Annotated in this window: 14 protein-coding genes; 4 read left to right on the top strand and 10 right to left on the bottom strand. The window is 58.1% G+C overall.

What is annotated here, in order from left to right; all coding sequences use genetic code 11:
• Positions 1-2: 2 nt before the first annotated feature.
• The 7 genes from LC094_RS08500 to cysQ all read right to left on the bottom strand — a co-directional run bounded on the left by LC094_RS08500 (position 3) and on the right by cysQ (position 7,646).
• On the bottom strand, positions 3-1,700 hold the full coding sequence (locus LC094_RS08500; RefSeq protein ID WP_226551812.1) for a beta-1,6-N-acetylglucosaminyltransferase: 1,698 nt from the start codon (positions 1,698-1,700) through the stop codon (positions 3-5).
• Positions 1,697-2,683: a glycosyltransferase family 2 protein gene (locus LC094_RS08495; RefSeq protein ID WP_226552249.1), complete on the bottom strand. Its 987-nt coding sequence runs from the start codon at positions 2,681-2,683 to the stop codon at positions 1,697-1,699. The genes LC094_RS08500 and LC094_RS08495 overlap by 4 nt, the downstream gene beginning before the upstream one ends.
• A 188-nt stretch (positions 2,684-2,871) precedes the next feature.
• Positions 2,872-3,777, bottom strand: coding sequence for a glycosyltransferase family 2 protein (locus LC094_RS08490; RefSeq protein ID WP_226551810.1), 906 nt, complete (start codon positions 3,775-3,777; stop codon positions 2,872-2,874).
• 189 nt (positions 3,778-3,966) lie between these two features.
• Positions 3,967-4,953 carry a UDP-glucose 4-epimerase GalE gene (gene galE / locus LC094_RS08485; protein ID WP_226551808.1) on the bottom strand — a complete coding sequence of 329 codons (987 nt, stop codon included), beginning with the start codon at positions 4,951-4,953 and terminating at the stop codon, positions 3,967-3,969.
• Positions 4,954-4,962: 9 nt separating this feature from the next.
• Positions 4,963-5,862, bottom strand: a complete 900-nt coding sequence (locus LC094_RS08480) for a UTP--glucose-1-phosphate uridylyltransferase (RefSeq protein WP_226551806.1) — start codon at positions 5,860-5,862, stop codon at positions 4,963-4,965.
• Positions 5,863-6,048: 186 nt separating this feature from the next.
• Positions 6,049-6,849 (bottom strand): 3-deoxy-manno-octulosonate cytidylyltransferase, encoded by an 801-nt coding sequence (locus LC094_RS08475; RefSeq protein ID WP_226551804.1) that lies wholly within the window; start codon positions 6,847-6,849, stop codon positions 6,049-6,051.
• The gene (cysQ, locus tag LC094_RS08470) at positions 6,849-7,646 is read right to left on the bottom strand and encodes a 3'(2'),5'-bisphosphate nucleotidase CysQ (RefSeq protein WP_226551801.1); all 798 of its coding nucleotides are present in this window, start codon (positions 7,644-7,646) and stop codon (positions 6,849-6,851) included. Before cysQ ends, LC094_RS08475 begins: the two co-directional genes overlap by 1 nt.
• A 146-nt stretch (positions 7,647-7,792) precedes the next feature.
• Here cysQ and LC094_RS08465 point away from each other — a divergent pair, with 146 nt between their 5' ends.
• Positions 7,793-8,611 carry an ABC transporter permease gene (locus LC094_RS08465; RefSeq protein ID WP_226551792.1) on the top strand — a complete coding sequence of 273 codons (819 nt, stop codon included), beginning with the start codon at positions 7,793-7,795 and terminating at the stop codon, positions 8,609-8,611.
• A gap of 3 nt (positions 8,612-8,614) precedes the next feature.
• Here the strand turns inward: LC094_RS08465 and LC094_RS08460 are convergent, their stop codons facing one another.
• Complete coding sequence (locus tag LC094_RS08460; RefSeq protein ID WP_226551790.1) at positions 8,615-9,226, bottom strand: alpha-ketoglutarate-dependent dioxygenase AlkB family protein; 612 nt, start codon at positions 9,224-9,226, stop codon at positions 8,615-8,617.
• Positions 9,227-9,450: 224 nt separating this feature from the next.
• Between LC094_RS08460 and dnaK the strand changes: the two genes are divergently transcribed.
• The 3 genes from dnaK to radC all read left to right on the top strand — a co-directional run bounded on the left by dnaK (position 9,451) and on the right by radC (position 13,454).
• Positions 9,451-11,370: a molecular chaperone DnaK gene (dnaK, locus tag LC094_RS08455; protein WP_226551788.1), complete on the top strand. Its 1,920-nt coding sequence runs from the start codon at positions 9,451-9,453 to the stop codon at positions 11,368-11,370.
• Positions 11,371-11,445: 75 nt separating this feature from the next.
• A complete protein-coding gene (dnaJ, locus tag LC094_RS08450) occupies positions 11,446-12,606 on the top strand; it encodes a molecular chaperone DnaJ (RefSeq protein WP_226551786.1) in 1,161 nt (386 codons plus the stop codon).
• A gap of 80 nt (positions 12,607-12,686) precedes the next feature.
• Complete coding sequence (gene radC / locus LC094_RS08445; protein ID WP_404814979.1) at positions 12,687-13,454, top strand: RadC family protein; 768 nt, start codon at positions 12,687-12,689, stop codon at positions 13,452-13,454.
• Between the two features lies 1 nt (position 13,455).
• Here the strand turns inward: radC and LC094_RS08440 are convergent, their stop codons facing one another.
• Together LC094_RS08440 and secA are read right to left on the bottom strand one after the other, a co-directional pair.
• Positions 13,456-15,027 carry a phosphate ABC transporter substrate-binding/OmpA family protein gene (locus LC094_RS08440; RefSeq protein ID WP_226551784.1) on the bottom strand — a complete coding sequence of 524 codons (1,572 nt, stop codon included), beginning with the start codon at positions 15,025-15,027 and terminating at the stop codon, positions 13,456-13,458.
• 121 nt (positions 15,028-15,148) lie between these two features.
• Positions 15,149-17,851, bottom strand: a complete 2,703-nt coding sequence (gene secA / locus LC094_RS08435; RefSeq protein WP_226551782.1) for a preprotein translocase subunit SecA — start codon at positions 17,849-17,851, stop codon at positions 15,149-15,151.
• Between the last annotated feature and the right edge of the window lie 170 nt (positions 17,852-18,021).

Here is an 18,021-nt window from a genome sequence, read left to right as displayed (position 1 = left end):
GGTTATTTTACCAAGTAAGGCCGCTTGTTGGAGCGCGGACGCGTGTCGGGTTCGTTGCCCATGGGAAAATCGCCCATGAGATGAGGTTTCATACCTTGGTTTTTCAGGTTTTGCAGGAATTGTCCAAACCCGGTGAGGTCTCGCATCCGCGGCGCTTCGGTCAGGCGGCGGATATTGCGCGGGCCAATCTCGTCTATAATGGCCTGCAAAGGCTCCATCTGGCTCTCGATGAAATCCGCCATGGTCCAGATTCTGATCCGTGCCTTGATGTGTTGTGAACGTAAAATCTCGATGTGCTGCGACTCGATTTTTTGCAGACGCGCAGCCTCGCGGCGAATTTCGGAAAAGCTCAGGTTCGAGCGGAACAGTGTCACAGCCCAGGCCCCGGAGATCACCGAGATTTGCGCATTCGGGTCGGTCGCCACCAGCCAGTTGATGTCCTGATTGTCGCGCGGGCCGAACATGAAACATTGCCGCTCCCCGCGGGTGTTCCAGATCAGCGAAGTAAGAAAACCGCAGGGGTTGTAGTCCCGCAACTCCGCCTGATCCGACAGAGCCCCCGAGAACACCTTTTGCCCACCCGAAAACTCAACCCGTTCCGGCGCGAAAAGATGGCCATGCACCCGCGCCCCCACAGCCCGCGACAGCCATTCGTCGAAATCCTCGAAAAGATCAGAGAAGCCTTCGAAAATCGAATAGGGCGCACTGGTTTTGCCGTGACCCTTGCCGTGCCCGGGCAAACGGCTTTGCATGTATAGGCCTTCGCGCCCCATGATGCGCCGCTCGACCGCCTTGGCAAAAATACGGTCGATTTTGCCGGGATTAGGCTCTGTTCCCTTCATCGGATTGACGTCCGGATTGAGGAAGGTCGCGTAAAGTCGCTCCGCCTTCGGCCATATTTTACGCGCGACGAAACAGTCGGAGCGCCGCAAGAGCTGAAGGTGATCGTCGTAGAAAATATGCGGTTTGCCCTGATAGTCGAATTTCGACAGGGTCAGAGAGCGGCTTTCGATATTGTTGGAATAGAGCCGCACAAGGGTTTGATAATAGCTCTCGTCCGGAATCCAGACACGCTTGAAATAGGCGTCATAGGCCTTGCGATCCGGATCCTCAAGAATGGCCGATAGGGTCTGACGCGTCAGGCACCACCATTGCGACCCCAGATGCGGCACAAGCCCGTCGGGGATTTTGCGTTTGTACCCGATCTTGCGTTGCAGATGGACATAGCGATCAAACAGGCGTCGCTGTTTTTTCCAAGAGAACGGGAATCGCAGGGTGAAACGTTCCGAATCCAGCCCGCCCACGGTCCAGGGCACATCCTCCGTCGTCACGCTTTCGATGAAATTCGTCATCGGCCGTGCCGCGAGATATTGTTTCAGATCCTCTACGGGCCTCAGTGGCAGGCAGGAGCCAGAGGCCAGATAGACATGCCGCGCCTCCGGGAAGCGCGACAACATCAACTCGGAGGCATCCTGAGAGGCGGCCACCAAGGACCACGTGCCCCAGTCACAGGCATGGCGTTTCGAGAACAGCACATTATCAAGATCGGACAGGCTGTCGACAAAGGGCTGGTAGGCCTCTTTCTTCACCCGCCGGTCGACATGGATCACCACCGGACAGCCATGGGTCGCCCAATGACGCGCCACCTGTTCGGCCCGATGCAGCGCGGTGTGGACCAACATCACGAAACCGACCGTCATGCCCAGTTCCCCTTGGACATAAGGCCCAGAATCTCAAGCTGACGCCAGTTGATGTATTTCTCAGACCAGTTGCACCACAGGTCCGGATCATCCTCGATCCGGCTGTGATAGGCGAGATATTCGCGCGAACCGGCGTAATGCTGACGCCGCTCCAACTCTTCGCGGGTCTTTTCCACGAAAGTGTTGAGGAATTTGGCATGCAGCAACGCGCCAGAGGCCTTTTCGCCCCCCTCGGTCTCATAGACGAGGTTCAGGCCACGCGGCAAAAGCATATGTGTCGATTGCATATAAGCGTAATCGCGATGCCATTTCACCAGCGGGATTTTGTTCAAAGACGGCGCGCTTTTGGGCTCGTCCTTGAAAAACAGCCGCGCGCGGGGACCGCCCTGAATCCAGAGATTGTAATACTCCGGGTTCATGGAAATCATATAGTTGCCGCTGTCGAACCACTCCGCGATCTCAAAGGGGTTTTGCCCCTCGCGGTAAAGCTGCGCATCGATCGGCCCCTTGGGGTACATGTCGATCAACATCGCCGAAAAGCTTCGAATTCCGGAATTATCGAGCCAATCGGTGAGCGCCGGAATCGGGCGGGTGTCACAAAACGGAAAGACCAGGAATTCGTCCACATCGACCGTGAGCGTCCAGTGCCCATGGCAATATTTGCGCGAAATCCAGTTCATCCAATGCACACCGAACAGCGATTTGCGATAGCTCGCGGACGTGTGCCAGATCGACACGTCGTCCTGCCCCAACAGATACTCACGCGAGCCGTCATCGCTGTCATTGTCGATGAACAGGAAATGGCGCACGCCCATGTCCCGATAGTATTTCAGGAAATACGGCAGACGCACATATTCGTTGCGCAGGGTGCAGACCAACAGAATGTCGTCGGGGCGAATCTCGGATGTGTTGTCCTGAATAAGATGAAGCTCCCGGCGTGCCCGAAAGGCCTGCCAGAGCGCGCGCTTGCGCCTCAGCCGCATCTTATATTGCCCGAGCCTGCTCACCAGTCTGCCTTCGTATCCCCCTGGATTGGAACGTCAGATGTTTATGACATCCGGCTCCGAACCCTTTGCGCTACTATCTACGGATTCTCGATCTAAACGTAAACAATTCAGATTAAATAGCAAAATTGTTTAATTGTGCTTACCAAAGCCCACAGCTTTGCTCTTTAAACCCGCCAATCTCCCCGACTCATCAGGCCCAGTTCTTCCAACTGTTCCCAGCCCTCATAGGCCACCGCTCCCTCGTGCCAAAGATCGGGCGCCTGGATCACAGCATCGTAATAGTCGCCAAAAGCGTCAGGCTGGGCAAAATGCTGCTTTCGGGTCTTTTCCTCTTGGGATTTCTCAATCGCCACAGGCAGAAATTTCGTGTGCAATAAGACCCCGCAAAGACGGCTCTCCCCCGGCCCATCATAGGCATGATTCATCTCGCGCGGCAGCATAGCATGTGTCGAGTTGGTATAGACATAACGCCAATGCCATTTCACCAGCGGCAGCTTGTTCAATGTCGGGCCTCGCCGTGGGGCATCGGCAAAAAATACGCGCTCGCGCACACCGCCCTGCACCCAAAGATTGTCTTTCGGCGCCTGACGCACCGCGCGATAGGGCGCCGGATCGAAATAGGGCATGACCGCACGCGGATCATCCCCGGCGTGATAGGTCACCTGATCAATCGGCCCTTTCGGATAGAGATCGAGCATCAAGGCACCCAGCGCGCTTTGGCCCGATTTCTCCATGAAAAGGGTCAAATCCCGCAGGGTTTGGGTCTTATTGTGCGGAAAGACCAACAGCTCATCCGCATCCAAAGTCAGACACCATTTGCCGCGCGCATATTTCATCTGAAGCCATGTGGTCCAGTCGAGCCCGAAGCGCGCATCCTTGTAGCTCGCAGAAGTAGACCAGAGCGACACGTCCGGCTGACCGGACAAAAGCGCCACCGTGCCGTCATCGCTGTCGTTGTCGACAAAGAGGAAATGAGTCACACCGAGGCGGCGATGGTAGTCCAGAAAATAGGGCAAACGCAGCGCTTCGTTGCGCAGGCAGGCAACACAGAGAATCGACGTCTCGTCCATCCCTGAGGTGCGGTCTTGGATAAGATGGAGCTTGTGACGCGCGCGAAAGGCCCGCCACAATAAATGCCGTCGCAAAACCCGCAGCTTATACTTCTGCCAGAGCTGGCCCAAACCGGTCCCCTTCTACGTGTTGGGCCAGATTAAAGCGTTTCACACTAAAGCTGAATCACAGATTTAGCGGCGGGCGCCTCACTTGTCGTAATGCCCGGTCTGATGCCATTTCCATGCGTCACCGATCATCTCAGACAGGTTCGAGCGATCTGGCGACCAGCCCAGTTCCTGAATCGCACGCTCAGAGCCGGACACCAGTTTGGTGCAATCTCCGGGACGACGATCTCCCTCGACGTAAGGCACATCCATATTGGTCACGGCACGCGAATGGTCGATCACCTCGCGGACGGAAAAGCCCTTGCCGGTGCCAAGGTTGAACACCCGGCTGCCTTTGCCCTCTTCGAGCCATTTCAGACCCAAAACATGCGCATCGACCAGATCGCAGACATGCACATAGTCGCGGATGCAGGTCCCGTCGGGCGTGTCGTAATCCGTGCCGAAAATGGTCAAAGCGTCGCGCTTGCCCGCAATCGCGTCGAGCATCAGCGGAATGAGATGGGTTTCCGGCTGGTGGAACTCGCCCACTTCCGCATCGGGGTCACCGCCCGCGACGTTGAAATAACGGAAGATCACGGAGTTCAGGCCAAACCCCTGTTCGAAATTCTCAAGGATGTCTTCGATCGCACGCTTCGAGGCGCCGTAGGAGTTGATCGGCAGTTGCACCGAGTCCTCGTCCAGAACCACGTTGTCCTGATCGCCATAGGTCGCGCAGGTCGAGGAAAACACGAAATTCATGCAACCCGCCGCAACAGCCGCCTCGATCAAAGTCAAAGATCCGATGACATTGTTGCGCCAGTATTTTCCGGGGTCCTTCATGCTTTCGCCGACCTGAGAGAAGGCCGCGAAATGCATCACGGCAACCGGGTCGTATTTGGCGAAAACCTCATCAAGGCGGGCGCGATCCAAAAGATCGCCCTTCTCGAAGGGACCGAATTTCACCGCATCTTCCCACCCCGTGGACAGGTTGTCGAAGGTGACGGGTTCATAGCCCGCCGCGCGCAGGGCTTTACAGGCGTGCGAGCCAATATAGCCCGCACCCCCAGTCACAATGACGGAGTTTGTCATGTAAATTCCTTACTGAGCGGCAGCACGAACTGCGGACAGTTCATCCAGATATTCCTGAAGCTCATCGCGAAGATCCTCGCGCGACAAACCAAAGGAAATCGTCGCCTGAAGGAAGCCCGCTTTCGAGCCGCAATCGAAACGCTGACCGGCAAAACGGTAACCATAAACGCCACGCTCCGTGCCGATCTCATCCGCGATCGCATCGGTGAGCTGAATTTCACCACCGGCGCCAGATTTCATCTGGTTCAGGTTCTTCATCACGGCGGGATCGAGGATGTAACGACCAATCACAGCGAGGTTCGACGGCTCGGTCCCCGGCGCCGGTTTCTCCACCATGCCTTTGACCGACACGGTGCTGCCCATGTCGTCCTTCACATCGAGAACGCCATAAGCCGACACTTTGTCCGCCGGTACTTCCATGGAGGCAACCATGGAACCCGTGGCGCCGAGCTCTTCGTAGGCTTCGACCATCTGTTGCAGACAGGGTTTCTCTGCCGCGATCACGTCATCCGGCAGGATTACGGCAAAAGGTTCTTTCGGATCGAGAAGACGACGCGCACACCATACGGCGTGACCAAGACCTAGGGCCTTGTGCTGGCGGATATACGCGATGGCGCCGCTGTCCATGTTGGTGGTTTTCAGAACTTCGAGAAGCTTGTCCTTGCCCTTCTTGCGAAGCTCTTGTTCGAGGACCGGCGAGTGATCGAAGTAGTCCTCAAGCGCGCCTTTGCCGCGCGAGGTCACGAAGATGAACTCTTTGATGCCTGCGGCCCGTGCCTCGTCGATGGCATATTGGATCAGCGGGCGGTCGACCAAGGTCATGATCTCTTTCGGGATGGATTTGGTTGCGGGCAAGAACCGCGTGCCAAGACCCGCCACTGGGAAAATCGCTTTGGTGACTTTTTTCATCTTCACTCCTTCGGCTCGCACTCATGAGCCCATTAATTGCATACGCTTGCCCCGACCTTACGCACAATACGTCGGAAGGTCAGGATCACCTGTATCTATTCACATAGGAAAGGCACAGTTTTACAACTCTGTACTCTCTGCCCTAGCACCCGCACAAGAAATAAGCAAAAAGACAAAAAGTTAGCGCTATTCTACGCGCATTTCCGCCAACATCGACTCAATCCGGGGCACGTCTTCGGGGTTGTTGAGCTCCCAAAACTGCCGCCCCCGAGATTCGACCTCGACGCAAAGCACAGGGCGTTCCTGTTCGAGGAATCGCAGTTGCTCAAGGCCTTCGAGACGCTCCAGAGGCCCCATGGGCCACTTTGGATATGCGCCCAGCGCGGAGGGGCGATAAGCGTAAACCCCAACATGGTGAAACACCGGAGTCTCATCCGTATCGGCATAGGTTTCCGCGGTGTAGGGAATCACTTCTTTGGAAAAGTAGAGCCCTTTGTGGTCCGACCCGAAGACGGCGGTGGTGCCGCCCACGCGACCCGCTTTGCGATCTTCGAGAAACCCGTTCAGAGCCCGCCCGTCACAGCGCAGAACCGGCGTGGCCACTTCGGCAGTCGGATGCGCGCGCAGACCGGCCACCAGCTCTTCAACAAACCAGGCGGGCGTCAAAGGCGCGTCGCCTTGCAGGTTGACGATGATGTCGTAACCGCCGCCCAGCGCCTCTAACGCCTCGGCACAGCGTTCGGTCCCGTTGGCACAGGTCTCGGATGTCATCACGACCTCCGCCCCAAAAGCCTCCGACACCGCACGAATGCGGTCGTCATCGGTGGCCACAACCACGCGGTCCACCTCCTTGGCGGCCATAGCGGCCTCCCAACTGCGGTGAATCAGGGATTTTTTCTCGCCCATGGCCCCGGTCAGCTCCACAAGCGGCTTGCCCGGATAGCGCGTCGAGGCGAACCGGGCCGGAATAACGATCAGAACAGGCATCAAGCGTCTTTAAGCTCGACGCCCGGCGCATAGGCGATGAAGAACGGGTTGGCGTAGTCTTCTTTGCCATAGGTCAGCGGGCTGTGATCGTCGAAACGCACAACTTCGCCACCGGCGCCCAAAAGAACGGCATGACCCGCCGCCGTGTCCCACTCCATGGTGCGCCCAACGCGCGGGTAAAGATCGGCCTCGCCCGTCGCCACGAGACAGAATTTCAGCGAAGACCCCGCCGATTTGCTGTCCTTGGCTTTGTATTTCGCGAGGTAATCCTCGGTCGCCTGATCGCGGTGGGATTTCGAGGCGACGATCATCAGAGCCTCATTGTCCGGTTTAGAGACCGAGATCTTCTTCATCTCGCCCGGGGTGGTGGCATCGAAGGGGCCAAGCTCCTCATAGGACTGACCAGACGCATCGGTGATGAACAGCCGGTCCTTGGCGGGCGCATAGACCACACCACGCAGCGGCACGCCTTTTTCGACATAGGCGATGTTGACGGTGAAATCGCCACGACGCTTGACGAATTCCTTCGTCCCGTCCAGCGGGTCCACGATCAGGAAAGTGTCGGATTTCAGGCCGTGCGACTCCGCCTGTTCTTCGGTGATCAAGGTCACATCCGGGAACGCCGCGCGAAGACCTGCGGAGATCAGCGCATCCGCCGCCTCATCCGCTTCGGTCACCGGGCTTTCGTCAGACTTTGTTTTGACCTCGAAATCATCTGCATTATAGATCTCGAGGATCTTCTCCCCGGCCTCGATCGCAAGGCGCCGCATCACCGGGATGAGTTGATCAAAATCCATTACTACGCTCCTAAATCGCTACATCGATGCGTTTTCGTTGAAAGAAAACCTCAACAACCTTATGCTACGGCTCACAGGGAACAGCAAGAAATCCCTCGCCCGAATCCCATATCGGCAGGCAATATTCTCAGGACAGGACCCACAGGATGTTCCATTACACCAGAACCCAGAGCGGCCTGTCGGCAGCCCTGACTGTCCTAAGGTTGATTTTCGTCAACACTGTGCGCCATGTCCGCAAGACGAACGGCAATCCGATCATCGGGCTTTTGATCAGCATCTCGCAGACCCTGATCCTCGTCGCGGTCTTCAGCTTTATGTATTCGATCATCGGCGTGCGCGGCACGGCGATCCGGGGCGATTTCATTCTCTATATCATGTCGGGGATTTTCCTGTTCCTCACGCACAATAAATCCCTCTCCGCCGTCGCCTCCTCGGAAACCGCCGCCTCGCCGATGATGCAGCACGCGCCGATGAACACGGCCATCGCTATCACCTCTTCGGCGCTCAGCACGCTGTATATCCAGACACTCTCCGTGACCGTGATCCTGTTCGGCTACTCTCTGGGCTGGGGCACCGTGCATTTTCAAAACCTGACCGGTGCCTTTGGCATGTTCCTTCTGGCCTGGGCCTCAGGCTCCTCGATCGGCATGGTGTTTTTGGCGGCGAAACCCTGGGCGCCGGGGTTCGTTCGGATTCTTCAGCTCATCTATACGCGGGCAAATCTGTTCACCTCCGGCAAGATGTTCGTGGCCAACCAGACCCCGGCCTTCATGATCGCCATGTTCACATGGAACCCGTTGTTCCACACCATCGATCAGGCCCGTGGCTTTACCTTCGTGAATTACAATCCGCACAAAAGCTCAATTATGTATCCGGTCGTCTTCACGCTCGTGTGCCTGACCATCGGGCTTTTGGCCGAGTTTTTCACCCGCAAACGCGTGTCGCTGAGCTGGGGCGCGCGCTAAGCCTCAGGTCACGACCCTGAGCGTGACATTGATCCGCCCGCCTTTCGGCAAAAGACTGCTGCTCCCCGGCTTCACCCGGTCTATGCCGTGATACAAAAGCCGAGAGGCGCCGCCCATCACGACGACATCGCCAGAGCTGAGCCACAGACTCTCCGTCTTGCCGCCCCGCGTCTCGTTGCCGACCCGAAACAGTGCCTCGTCGCCCAGAGAAATAGACACCACAGGTTGCGAGAAATCCTGTTCGTCGCGATCCTGGTGCAGACCCATCTTGGCCTCCGCATCATAGAAATTGATCAGACAGGACTCTGGCGCGCGCGTGGCGCCCGACACCTCCAACCAGACCTTCAACACGATCTCCGGTATCTCAGGCCATGTCTGCCCCTCGGGATGGGTCGGACTGTAGCGATAGCCCTTCGCATCCGTGATCCAACCGAAGCGCCCCGCAGAAGTCATTCGCACCGACATCCGCTTGCCCGACGGCGTCATCGGGTGAAACAAAGGCACCTCGCGCACCACATCGCGCAGTGCCGCGACCATGCGTTTTTGCTCCTCAAGGTCCAAAAGCCCCCTGAACACCTGCATGCCCCGCAAATCCAACGGCACAGATTTCTGCATTTTTAACATCCTCTGACGTTTTCTTACGGAAATGACTCCATTTTTCCACGCATAGACCCCCTCGCACAACTTGCAGGGGCCAAAACCGCTCCTTATATACGCCCAGAAGCTTTGATTGGCCTGAACTTCAAACTGGATTTCAGGTCGGTCAGTAACATTGGGATCGACGGCGGACGCCGCAATGGGTCCAACGTCACAACATCGCCTAAGAGAGGATTTTGAGCATGGCCAAAGTCATCGGTATCGACCTCGGGACCACCAACTCCTGCGTTGCCATCATGGATGGGTCGCAGCCGCGTGTGATCGAGAACTCCGAAGGGGCGCGTACCACGCCCTCCATCGTCGGTTTCACCGACAGTGAACGCCTCGTGGGTCAGGCAGCCAAACGTCAGGCTGTGACCAACCCCGAGAACACGGTTTTCGCCGTGAAACGCCTGATCGGCCGTCGCATGGGCGACGAAGCCGTGGAAAAAGATAAGAAACTCGTGCCCTACTCCATCGTCGACGGTGGCAATGGTGATGCGTGGGTCGAAGTGCGCGGCGACAAATATTCGCCTTCGCAAATCTCCGCCTTCATCCTGGGCAAGATGAAAGAAACCGCTGAGTCCTACCTCGGCGAAGAAGTGACCCAAGCGGTGATCACCGTTCCGGCCTACTTCAACGACGCTCAGCGTCAGGCCACCAAAGACGCCGGCAAAATCGCCGGTCTCGAAGTGCTGCGGATCATCAACGAACCGACCGCTGCGGCTCTGGCTTACGGCCTCGACAAAGACGACACCAAAACCATCGCGGTCTATGACCTTGGCGGCGGGACCTTCGACGTGACCATCCTCGAACTCGGCGATGGCGTTTTTGAGGTGCAAGCCACCAACGGCGACACCTTCCTCGGTGGTGAAGACTTCGACATGCGCATCGTGAACTACCTCGCCGAGGAGTTCAAAAAAGAGCATGGCGTCGATCTGACCAAAGACAAAATGGCCCTCCAGCGTCTCAAAGAAGCCGCCGAGAAAGCCAAGATCGAACTGTCGTCGTCCACTCAGACCGAGATCAACCAGCCGTTCATCTCCATGGACCCGTCCTCCGGCACGCCGTTGCACCTCGTGGTCAAACTGACCCGTGCAAAGCTCGAAAGCCTCGTGTCCGATCTGATCAAACGCTCGATGGACCCGTGTAAAGCGGCCCTGAAAGACGCAGGTCTCTCCACCTCCGACATCGACGAAGTTGTGCTCGTTGGCGGTATGACCCGTATGCCGAAAGTCATTGAAGAAGTGACCAAATTCTTCGGTAAAGAAGCGCATAAGGGTGTGAACCCGGACGAAGTGGTTGCCATGGGTGCCGCCATTCAGGCCGGCGTTCTGCAAGGCGACGTCAAAGACGTTCTCCTGCTCGACGTGACCCCGCTGTCCATCGGCATCGAAACGCTGGGTGGCGTGTTCACTCGCCTGATCGACCGCAACACGACGATCCCGACCAAGAAGTCGCAGATCTTCTCGACGGCTGAGGACAACCAGTCCGCCGTGACGCTGCGTGTCTTCCAAGGCGAGCGCGAAATGGCCGCTGACAACAAGATGCTCGGTCAATTCAACCTCGAAGGCATCCCGCCGGCACCGCGCGGCATGCCGCAGATCGAAGTGACCTTCGACATCAACGCCGACGGTATCGTCGAAGTGGGTGCGAAGGACAAAGGCACCGGTAAAGAGCAAAAGATCACGATCCAAGCCTCCGGCGGTCTGTCCGATGAGGACATCGAGAAAATGGTCAAGGACGCCGAGGCGAACGCCGAAGCCGACAAGGCCCGCAAAGATCTCGTCGAAGCCAAGAATCAGGCCGAGAGCCTCATCCACTCCACGGAGAAATCCATGGAAGAGCACGGCGACAAGGTCGATCCGACCACGATCGAAGCCATCGAACTGGCCATCGCTGCGCTCAAGGATCAGCTGGAAACCGAGAACCCGGACAAAATCCGCTCCGGCATCCAGAACGTGACCGATGCGGCCATGAAACTGGGCGAGGCCATCTATAAGGCCGAACAAGCCTCTTCGGGTCAGGCCGATGACGTCGATGTGGACGAAGGTCCGTCCTCCGTCGATGACGACATCGTCGATGCCGACTTTGAGGATCTTGACGACAACAAGCGCTCCTAAGCGCATGTAAGGACCGTTTGAGCCGGCCCGTTTTGGGCCGGTTCGATTTTGCGGTTCTGTTAAAGGAATAGATCCATGGCAAAACGCGATTATTACGAAGTGCTTGGCGTCGAAAAAGGCGCGGATGCCGCGGAGCTCAAAAAAGCTTATCGCAAGAAAGCGATGGAGTTTCACCCCGACCGCAACAAGGACAACCCCGATGCGGAGGCCAAGTTCAAGGAAGTGAACGAGGCCTATGACACGCTCAAGGACGCCGACAAGAAAGCCGCCTATGACCGCTTTGGTCACGCTGCTTTCGAGCAAGGCGGCATGGGCGGCGGGCGTGGTGGCTTCGGCGGCGGCGCGGGTCAGGGCGACTTTGCCTCGGCCTTCTCCGATGTCTTCGACGACCTGTTCGGCGACTTCATGGGCGGTCAACGCGGTGGCGGCGGCCGGTCTCGGGCGCAACGCGGCTCGGATTTGCGCTACGACATGCGCGTCACCCTCGAAGAAGCCTACAAAGGCGCGCAGAAAACCATCAACGTCCCCACCTCCGTCGCCTGCACCAGCTGTAGCGGCACGGGCGCGGCCAACGGCGCGGAACCGCAAACCTGCCCGTCGTGCTCCGGCATGGGCAAAGTCCGCGCGCAACAGGGGTTCTTCACGGTCGAACGCACCTGTCCGGCCTGTGGCGGCCTTGGTCAAACGATCAAGGATCCCTGCCACGATTGTCACGGTGCGGGCCGTGTTGAAAAAGAGCGCTCGCTCTCCGTCAACATCCCTGCGGGCGTCGAAACCGGCACGCGCATTCGTCTTGCTGGCGAAGGTGAAGCGGGGCTTCGTGGTGGGCCGACCGGCGATTTGTACATCTTCATCGAGGTCCGTCCTCACGCGATTTTCGAACGCGAAGGTGTGAACCTGCATTGCTCCGTGCCTGTCTCCATGGCAACGGCGGCGCTCGGCGGCGACATCGAAGTGCCGACCATCGACGGTGGCCGCTCGCGGGTGAAAATCCCCGCAGGCAGCCAATCCGGCCGCCAAATGCGCCTGCGCGCCAAAGGCATGCCAGCGCTCAGAGGGGGCGGTCAGGGCGATATGTTCATTGAGCTCGCGGTGGAAACGCCTGTGAACTTGACGGCCAAGCAAAAGGAACTTCTCCAGGAGTTCGACAAGCTGGGCGAAGACAACAACAACCCGGAAAGCTCAACTTTCTTTAAGAAAGTCAAAAGCTTCTGGGATGGGATGAAACATTCCTGAGTGATGTAAGAGGGCGCTTCGGCGCCCTCTCTTAATTTGCGTTAACTACTTTTTCAGCGAATCGGGCCATGGATTATTCCATGAACACGCCCTCGACCCCCTCCGCATTTCGGGAAATGCCCGACTGGCTCTTCGATCTCGACGAGGCCCGCCCGGTCGTCCTCCCCTCGCGCCCGCCAAGCTATCTGCGCAATCATCGCAAGCATTTGCAGGACCGTTTCATCGACGGCGGCGCGCAGGCGATGCCGGATTATGAGCTGTTGGAACTCGTGCTCTACCGCGCCCTGCCCCGCGCCGATGTGAAACCGATTGCCGCCGCCTTGATCGAGGCCTTCGGCGATTACAATCGGGTCATCTCCGCCCCGATCCCGCGCCTTCTGGAGGTCGAGGGGATGGATATTGCCGCCGCCCAAGACCTCAAGATCGTCGAGGCCGCCGCGCACCGTCTGGCCCGCGCCCGCGTGATGCAGCGGCCCGTGATTTCGAGCTGGGACGCGGTTCTGGACTATTGCCATACCACCATGGCGCATCGCGAAACCGAACAGTTCCGCGTGCTCTATCTCGACCGCAAAAACATCCTGATCGCCGATGAGGAACAAGCCCGCGGTACGGTCGATCACGTCCCGGTCTACCCGCGCGAGGTGGTAAAACGCGCGCTGGAGCTGAACGCCTCGGCGCTGATCCTTGTGCACAATCATCCGTCGGGTGATCCGACGCCCTCGGACGCGGACATCAGCATGACGAACCAGATCAGGGACGCAGCCGAAGCGCTGGACATCCAGTTGCACGATCATCTGATCATCGGAAAATCGACGGAGCTGAGCTTCCGTGGATCGGGTTATCTTTGATTTAACTCGAAGATTTAACCCAAACCTCAACACGTCGGTTCAGAGATCGGCCCCATTCGACGTCATCGCAGGCCAAAGGCATGGCCTCACCAAACCCTTCGGCGCTCAAGGTCACACGATCCGCTTCGAACGCCTCGCCCATCGCTTGTCGGACCGCTTTCAAAACCGCCTCAGCCCGGCGCTTGGACAGGGCCGCATTGATCGAGGCGCGCCCTTGGCCGTCCGAGAACCCGGCAAAGGTCAGGGACTGGCCGTCATAAACGCCCGCCTCCAAAAGCTCTGCCAAAAGATGCACGTTCGAGCGCGACTGCGCATCGAGTGTGGTTGACCCGCCTTCGAACCGGAAGCCGAGCGTCAAGCGTTTGGCGCCTTGAAGCGTGCCTGTCACGGATTGCAAATCTTCGAGTGTGATGTCTTCGCCCGCATGGCGGATCGCATTGGCAAACCGCCATCCCTGATCGCGGAAAGACAGTTCATCCACGCCCTGATCGACAAAATCCGTCCGCGCGACCACGATCTGCGCCGCAGGCGACACCACGAAGGACAGGAACTCCCGCGCCAGTTTCGGCAAACGATGCGCGGGCGTGTAGAGGAAAACCGGGCGGGTCAGCGGGTAATCCTCGCTCTTGATGTCCGACGCCGCTGCGCGCGCCTCGAACCCGCAGGCGCCGCTTAGGCCGACCGGCTTCACCGTTCCGCCCTCCGACATACGACCAAGACCCAAAGCATAGGGGTCCTGTTCAATCGCGGCGACCAGGCTGTCGTAGCGGTCATGAAGCGTCACAGCCCCTTCCGCGATCTGGACGCCATGGCCGAGGATCATCCGACGAAATTCGCTCCCGTCCTGCAAATCGTCCCGCATGAGATGGGCCACAATCGGCGCATCTGCCCCCCCGATCTCTTGCCAATTCGTCACTTGGCCGCGGTAAATTGCCGAAAGCTCAGAGAGCGACAGCCCGTGCACGATATTCGACCGCGACACGACAGGGACCAAACCATCAAGCGCCACGACGCGAGCGCGCAGCGGATCGGACAGATCGCCGACACCGGCCTCATAAGCCAGCGCCATTTCCTTGGGCGCGACCTTGCGCAGCGACAGGACCATGTCGGTGTTCTCGGAGATGAGATCGGCAAATCCTTCGGCACTGGACGTATCGAAGAGCAGGAATTCCCCGACCGTAATGTCGTTTTCCGCATCGGTCAGAATCATCGAGCGCTGGGTTTCGCTCAAAGGGCTCGTCGCGACGGTATAGCCATTTCTGATCGCAAAGGCGGTGATCAACGCGGGCAAGAGCGTGCGCGTGCCCTTGGCGTCGCCCGACAGGCGAATCTGCGCATAATAACCGTCGAGAGCGGGACACCCCGGCCCTTCGCAACGCACGCCGGAGCTGTCCACCGTGAGCACACCGAGATCGGTCTCGACCCGGTAAAACTCACCATCAAAGCTCAGGAAATTGCCGATGATCGAAATGGAGCCATCACGCGACAGCAGGTTCACATCCTGAGCCTTCGCCACAGTCGGCGCGACCAGAACGGTCAAAGTCGCAGCGAGAGCCCACAGAGATTTCAACATGGCTCAGCGCCCTCAAAGAATATGAAATTTTGCAGGAGTGTCCGATGTGGCCGTCAGAGTTTCAACCGCAAAGAGCAAAACGACCCGTGTCGAAAATCGAACACGGGTCGCATTGGTAAAATCAAACAGCGCCGTGGCAATGTTTGAATTTTTTACCAGAACCGCACGGACAGAGATCGTTGCGCCCCGGATTGCCCCAGGTCGACGGATCGTTTTCGTCGAACCCCGGAACCTCATTCGGATGACCCTCTTCGGGTTCCCCAACGGGCTGCGGTTGTGCACCGGCGACAGCGGCGGCCTGTTGTTCGGCAAGCTGCTGCAACATGGCATTGCGCTCTTCTTCGGTCATCGGGCGCACGCGGGACAGTTTCTGCGTTACTTCGCTGCGCAGGCTGTCGAGCATGCTTTCAAAAAGCTGGAAGCTTTCGTTTTTGTACTCGTTGAGCGGATCGCGCTGCGCATAGCCGCGGAAGCCCACGACGGACCGCAGATGCTCAAGCGTCAAAAGATGCTCACGCCATTTCGCATCGATGGTATTCAACAGGAATTGCTTTTCGATCTGGCGCATCTGGTCGGCCCCGAAGGACTCTTCTTTTTCCGCCATCATGCGATCGGAGGCCTCGGAGATACGTTCGATAATCGCTTCGTCATCGACCCCCTCTTCCTCCGCCCAATCCTTGACCGGAAGATCCATGTTCAGCGCGTCAGCCAACTCACGATGCAGCTTTTCGACATCCCACTGATCCGGATAGGATTTCGGCGGAATGGCCTCTCCGACGAGGTCCTCGATCACCTCATGGCGCATATCCTCGACGATCTCATTGACGTTCTCGGACTCCATGATGTCGCGGCGTTGCGAGAACACCACTTTCCGCTGGTCGTTCATCACATCGTCGAATTTCAAAAGCTGTTTGCGGATGTCGAAGTTGCGGCCTTCGACCTTCGCCTGCGCTTTTTCGAGCGATTTGTTGACCCAGGGGTGAACGATGGCCTCGCCCTCTTTCATGCCCAGAGACGACAGCATCTTGTCGAGACGTTCGGAGCCGAAAATGCGCATCAGGTCGTCTTCGAGAGACAGGAAGAACAAGGAGCGGCCCGGGTCACCTTGCCGACCGGAACGACCACGCAGCTGGTTGTCGATGCGGCGGCTTTCGTGGCGTTCGGTGGCCAGAACATAAAGCCCGCCTGCCTCCAGCACGCGCTTTTCATCCTCGGCATGTTGCGCCTCGATCCGCGCGCGAATCTCGTCGGGGTTGGCCTCGGGATCGGCGGCGATGGCTTCCATCACCTTCATCTCGACGTTGCCGCCGAGTTTGATGTCGGTGCCGCGACCCGCCATGTTGGTCGCGATGGTCACCGCGCCGTATTTACCGGCATCCGCGACGATCTGGGCCTCCATCTCGTGCTGTTTCGCGTTCAGCACGTTGTGGGTGATGCCCTCTTTGGTCAGGAATTGCGACAGCTCTTCGGATTTGTCGATGGAGGTGGTGCCGACGAGAACCGGCTGGCCTTTTGCGTGGGCTTCGCGGATCGACTCCACGACAGCGGCCAGTTTATCACCCTCGGTGCGATACACCCGGTCATGTTCGTCGATCCGTTGAATCGGGCGGTTGGTCGGCACTTCGACCACGCCGAGTTTGTAAATCTCCATAAATTCCTCAGCCTCGGTGGCGGCCGTGCCGGTCATTCCGGAGAGTTTTTCATAGAGGCGGAAATAGTTCTGGAACGTCACCGACGCCATGGTGATGTTCTCGGGCTTGATCTCGACGCCTTCCTTGGCCTCGATCGCCTGATGCAGACCATCGGCAAGACGACGCCCGGCCATCATACGGCCGGTGAATTCGTCGATCAAAGCCACGCCACCGTCACGCACGATGTAATGCACACCGTTCTGGAACAGTTTATGCGCGCGCAGACCCTGGTTGACGTGGTGCACGATGGTGGTGCTTTCCGGGTCGTAAAGCGTCTGACCCTCGGGCAGGAACCCGGCCTCGTGCAGGATTTGTTCGAGGAACTCGTTGCCCTCTTCGGTGAAGGTCACCTGACGGGTTTTTTCATCAAGCTCGAAATGCTCATCCGTCAGACGCGGGATCAGCGCATCGATGGCCTGATACAGCTCGGATCGGTCATCGGAAGGTCCGGAAATGATCAGAGGCGTCCGGGCTTCGTCGATCAGGATCGAGTCGACCTCATCCACGATGGCGAAATGATGCCCGCGCTGAACCATATCTTTCAGCTCGGATTTCATATTGTCGCGCAGGTAATCAAAGCCCAGCTCGTTGTTCGTCGCATAGGTCACGTCACAGGCATAGGCCGCGCGCTTCTCATCCTCGGGCTGTTGGCTGTAGATCGAGGAACAGGTCATGCCCAGCGCCGCAAAGACTTTCGCCATCCATTCGGCGTCCCGCGTGGCCAGATATTCGTTGACCGTCACCACATGGACGCCCTTCCCCGTCAGGGCGTTCAGATAGGACGGGAAAGTCGCGACGAGGGTTTTGCCCTCACCGGTTTTCATCTCGGCGATATTGCCCTGATGCAGGAAGATGCCGCCCATGAGCTGCGTGTCAAACGCGCGCAGGCCAAGCGCACGACGCGCCGCCTCACGACAGTTGGCAAACGCCTCCGGCAACAGCTTGTCGAGGCTTTCGCCCTCCGCCACGCGTTTCCTGAACTCTTCCGTTTTTGCAATCAGCCCGGCGTCATCGAGTTTTTCGAACTCTGGCTCCAGCGCGTTGATCTTTGCCACGAGAGGTCGGGTTGCCTTGACCTTGCGATCATTTGGGGTCCCAAAAACCTTTTTCGCGAGTGTACCGATGCCCAGCATATTTTCTCCGCTCGATGCGTCCTGACAGGATCGTGTGAGAGGAGGGATTGCCCCGCTGCCGCTCTGCCCATAGAAACGGGCGTGAAGGCTCCTCTTCAGTGACCTATCGCGATGTAAGGGGCCATACCTTGAGTGTCAACGTCGCGCCCTTGAATGGCGCCGACAGGAAG

It is taken from the genome of Celeribacter naphthalenivorans, from assembly GCF_020524585.1.
In the GTDB taxonomy this organism is placed as follows: Bacteria; Pseudomonadota; Alphaproteobacteria; order Rhodobacterales; family Rhodobacteraceae; genus Celeribacter; species Celeribacter naphthalenivorans.
The sequence above is the reverse complement of the archived record's forward strand: the minus strand, read 5'-3'. Positions and strand labels throughout refer to the sequence as shown.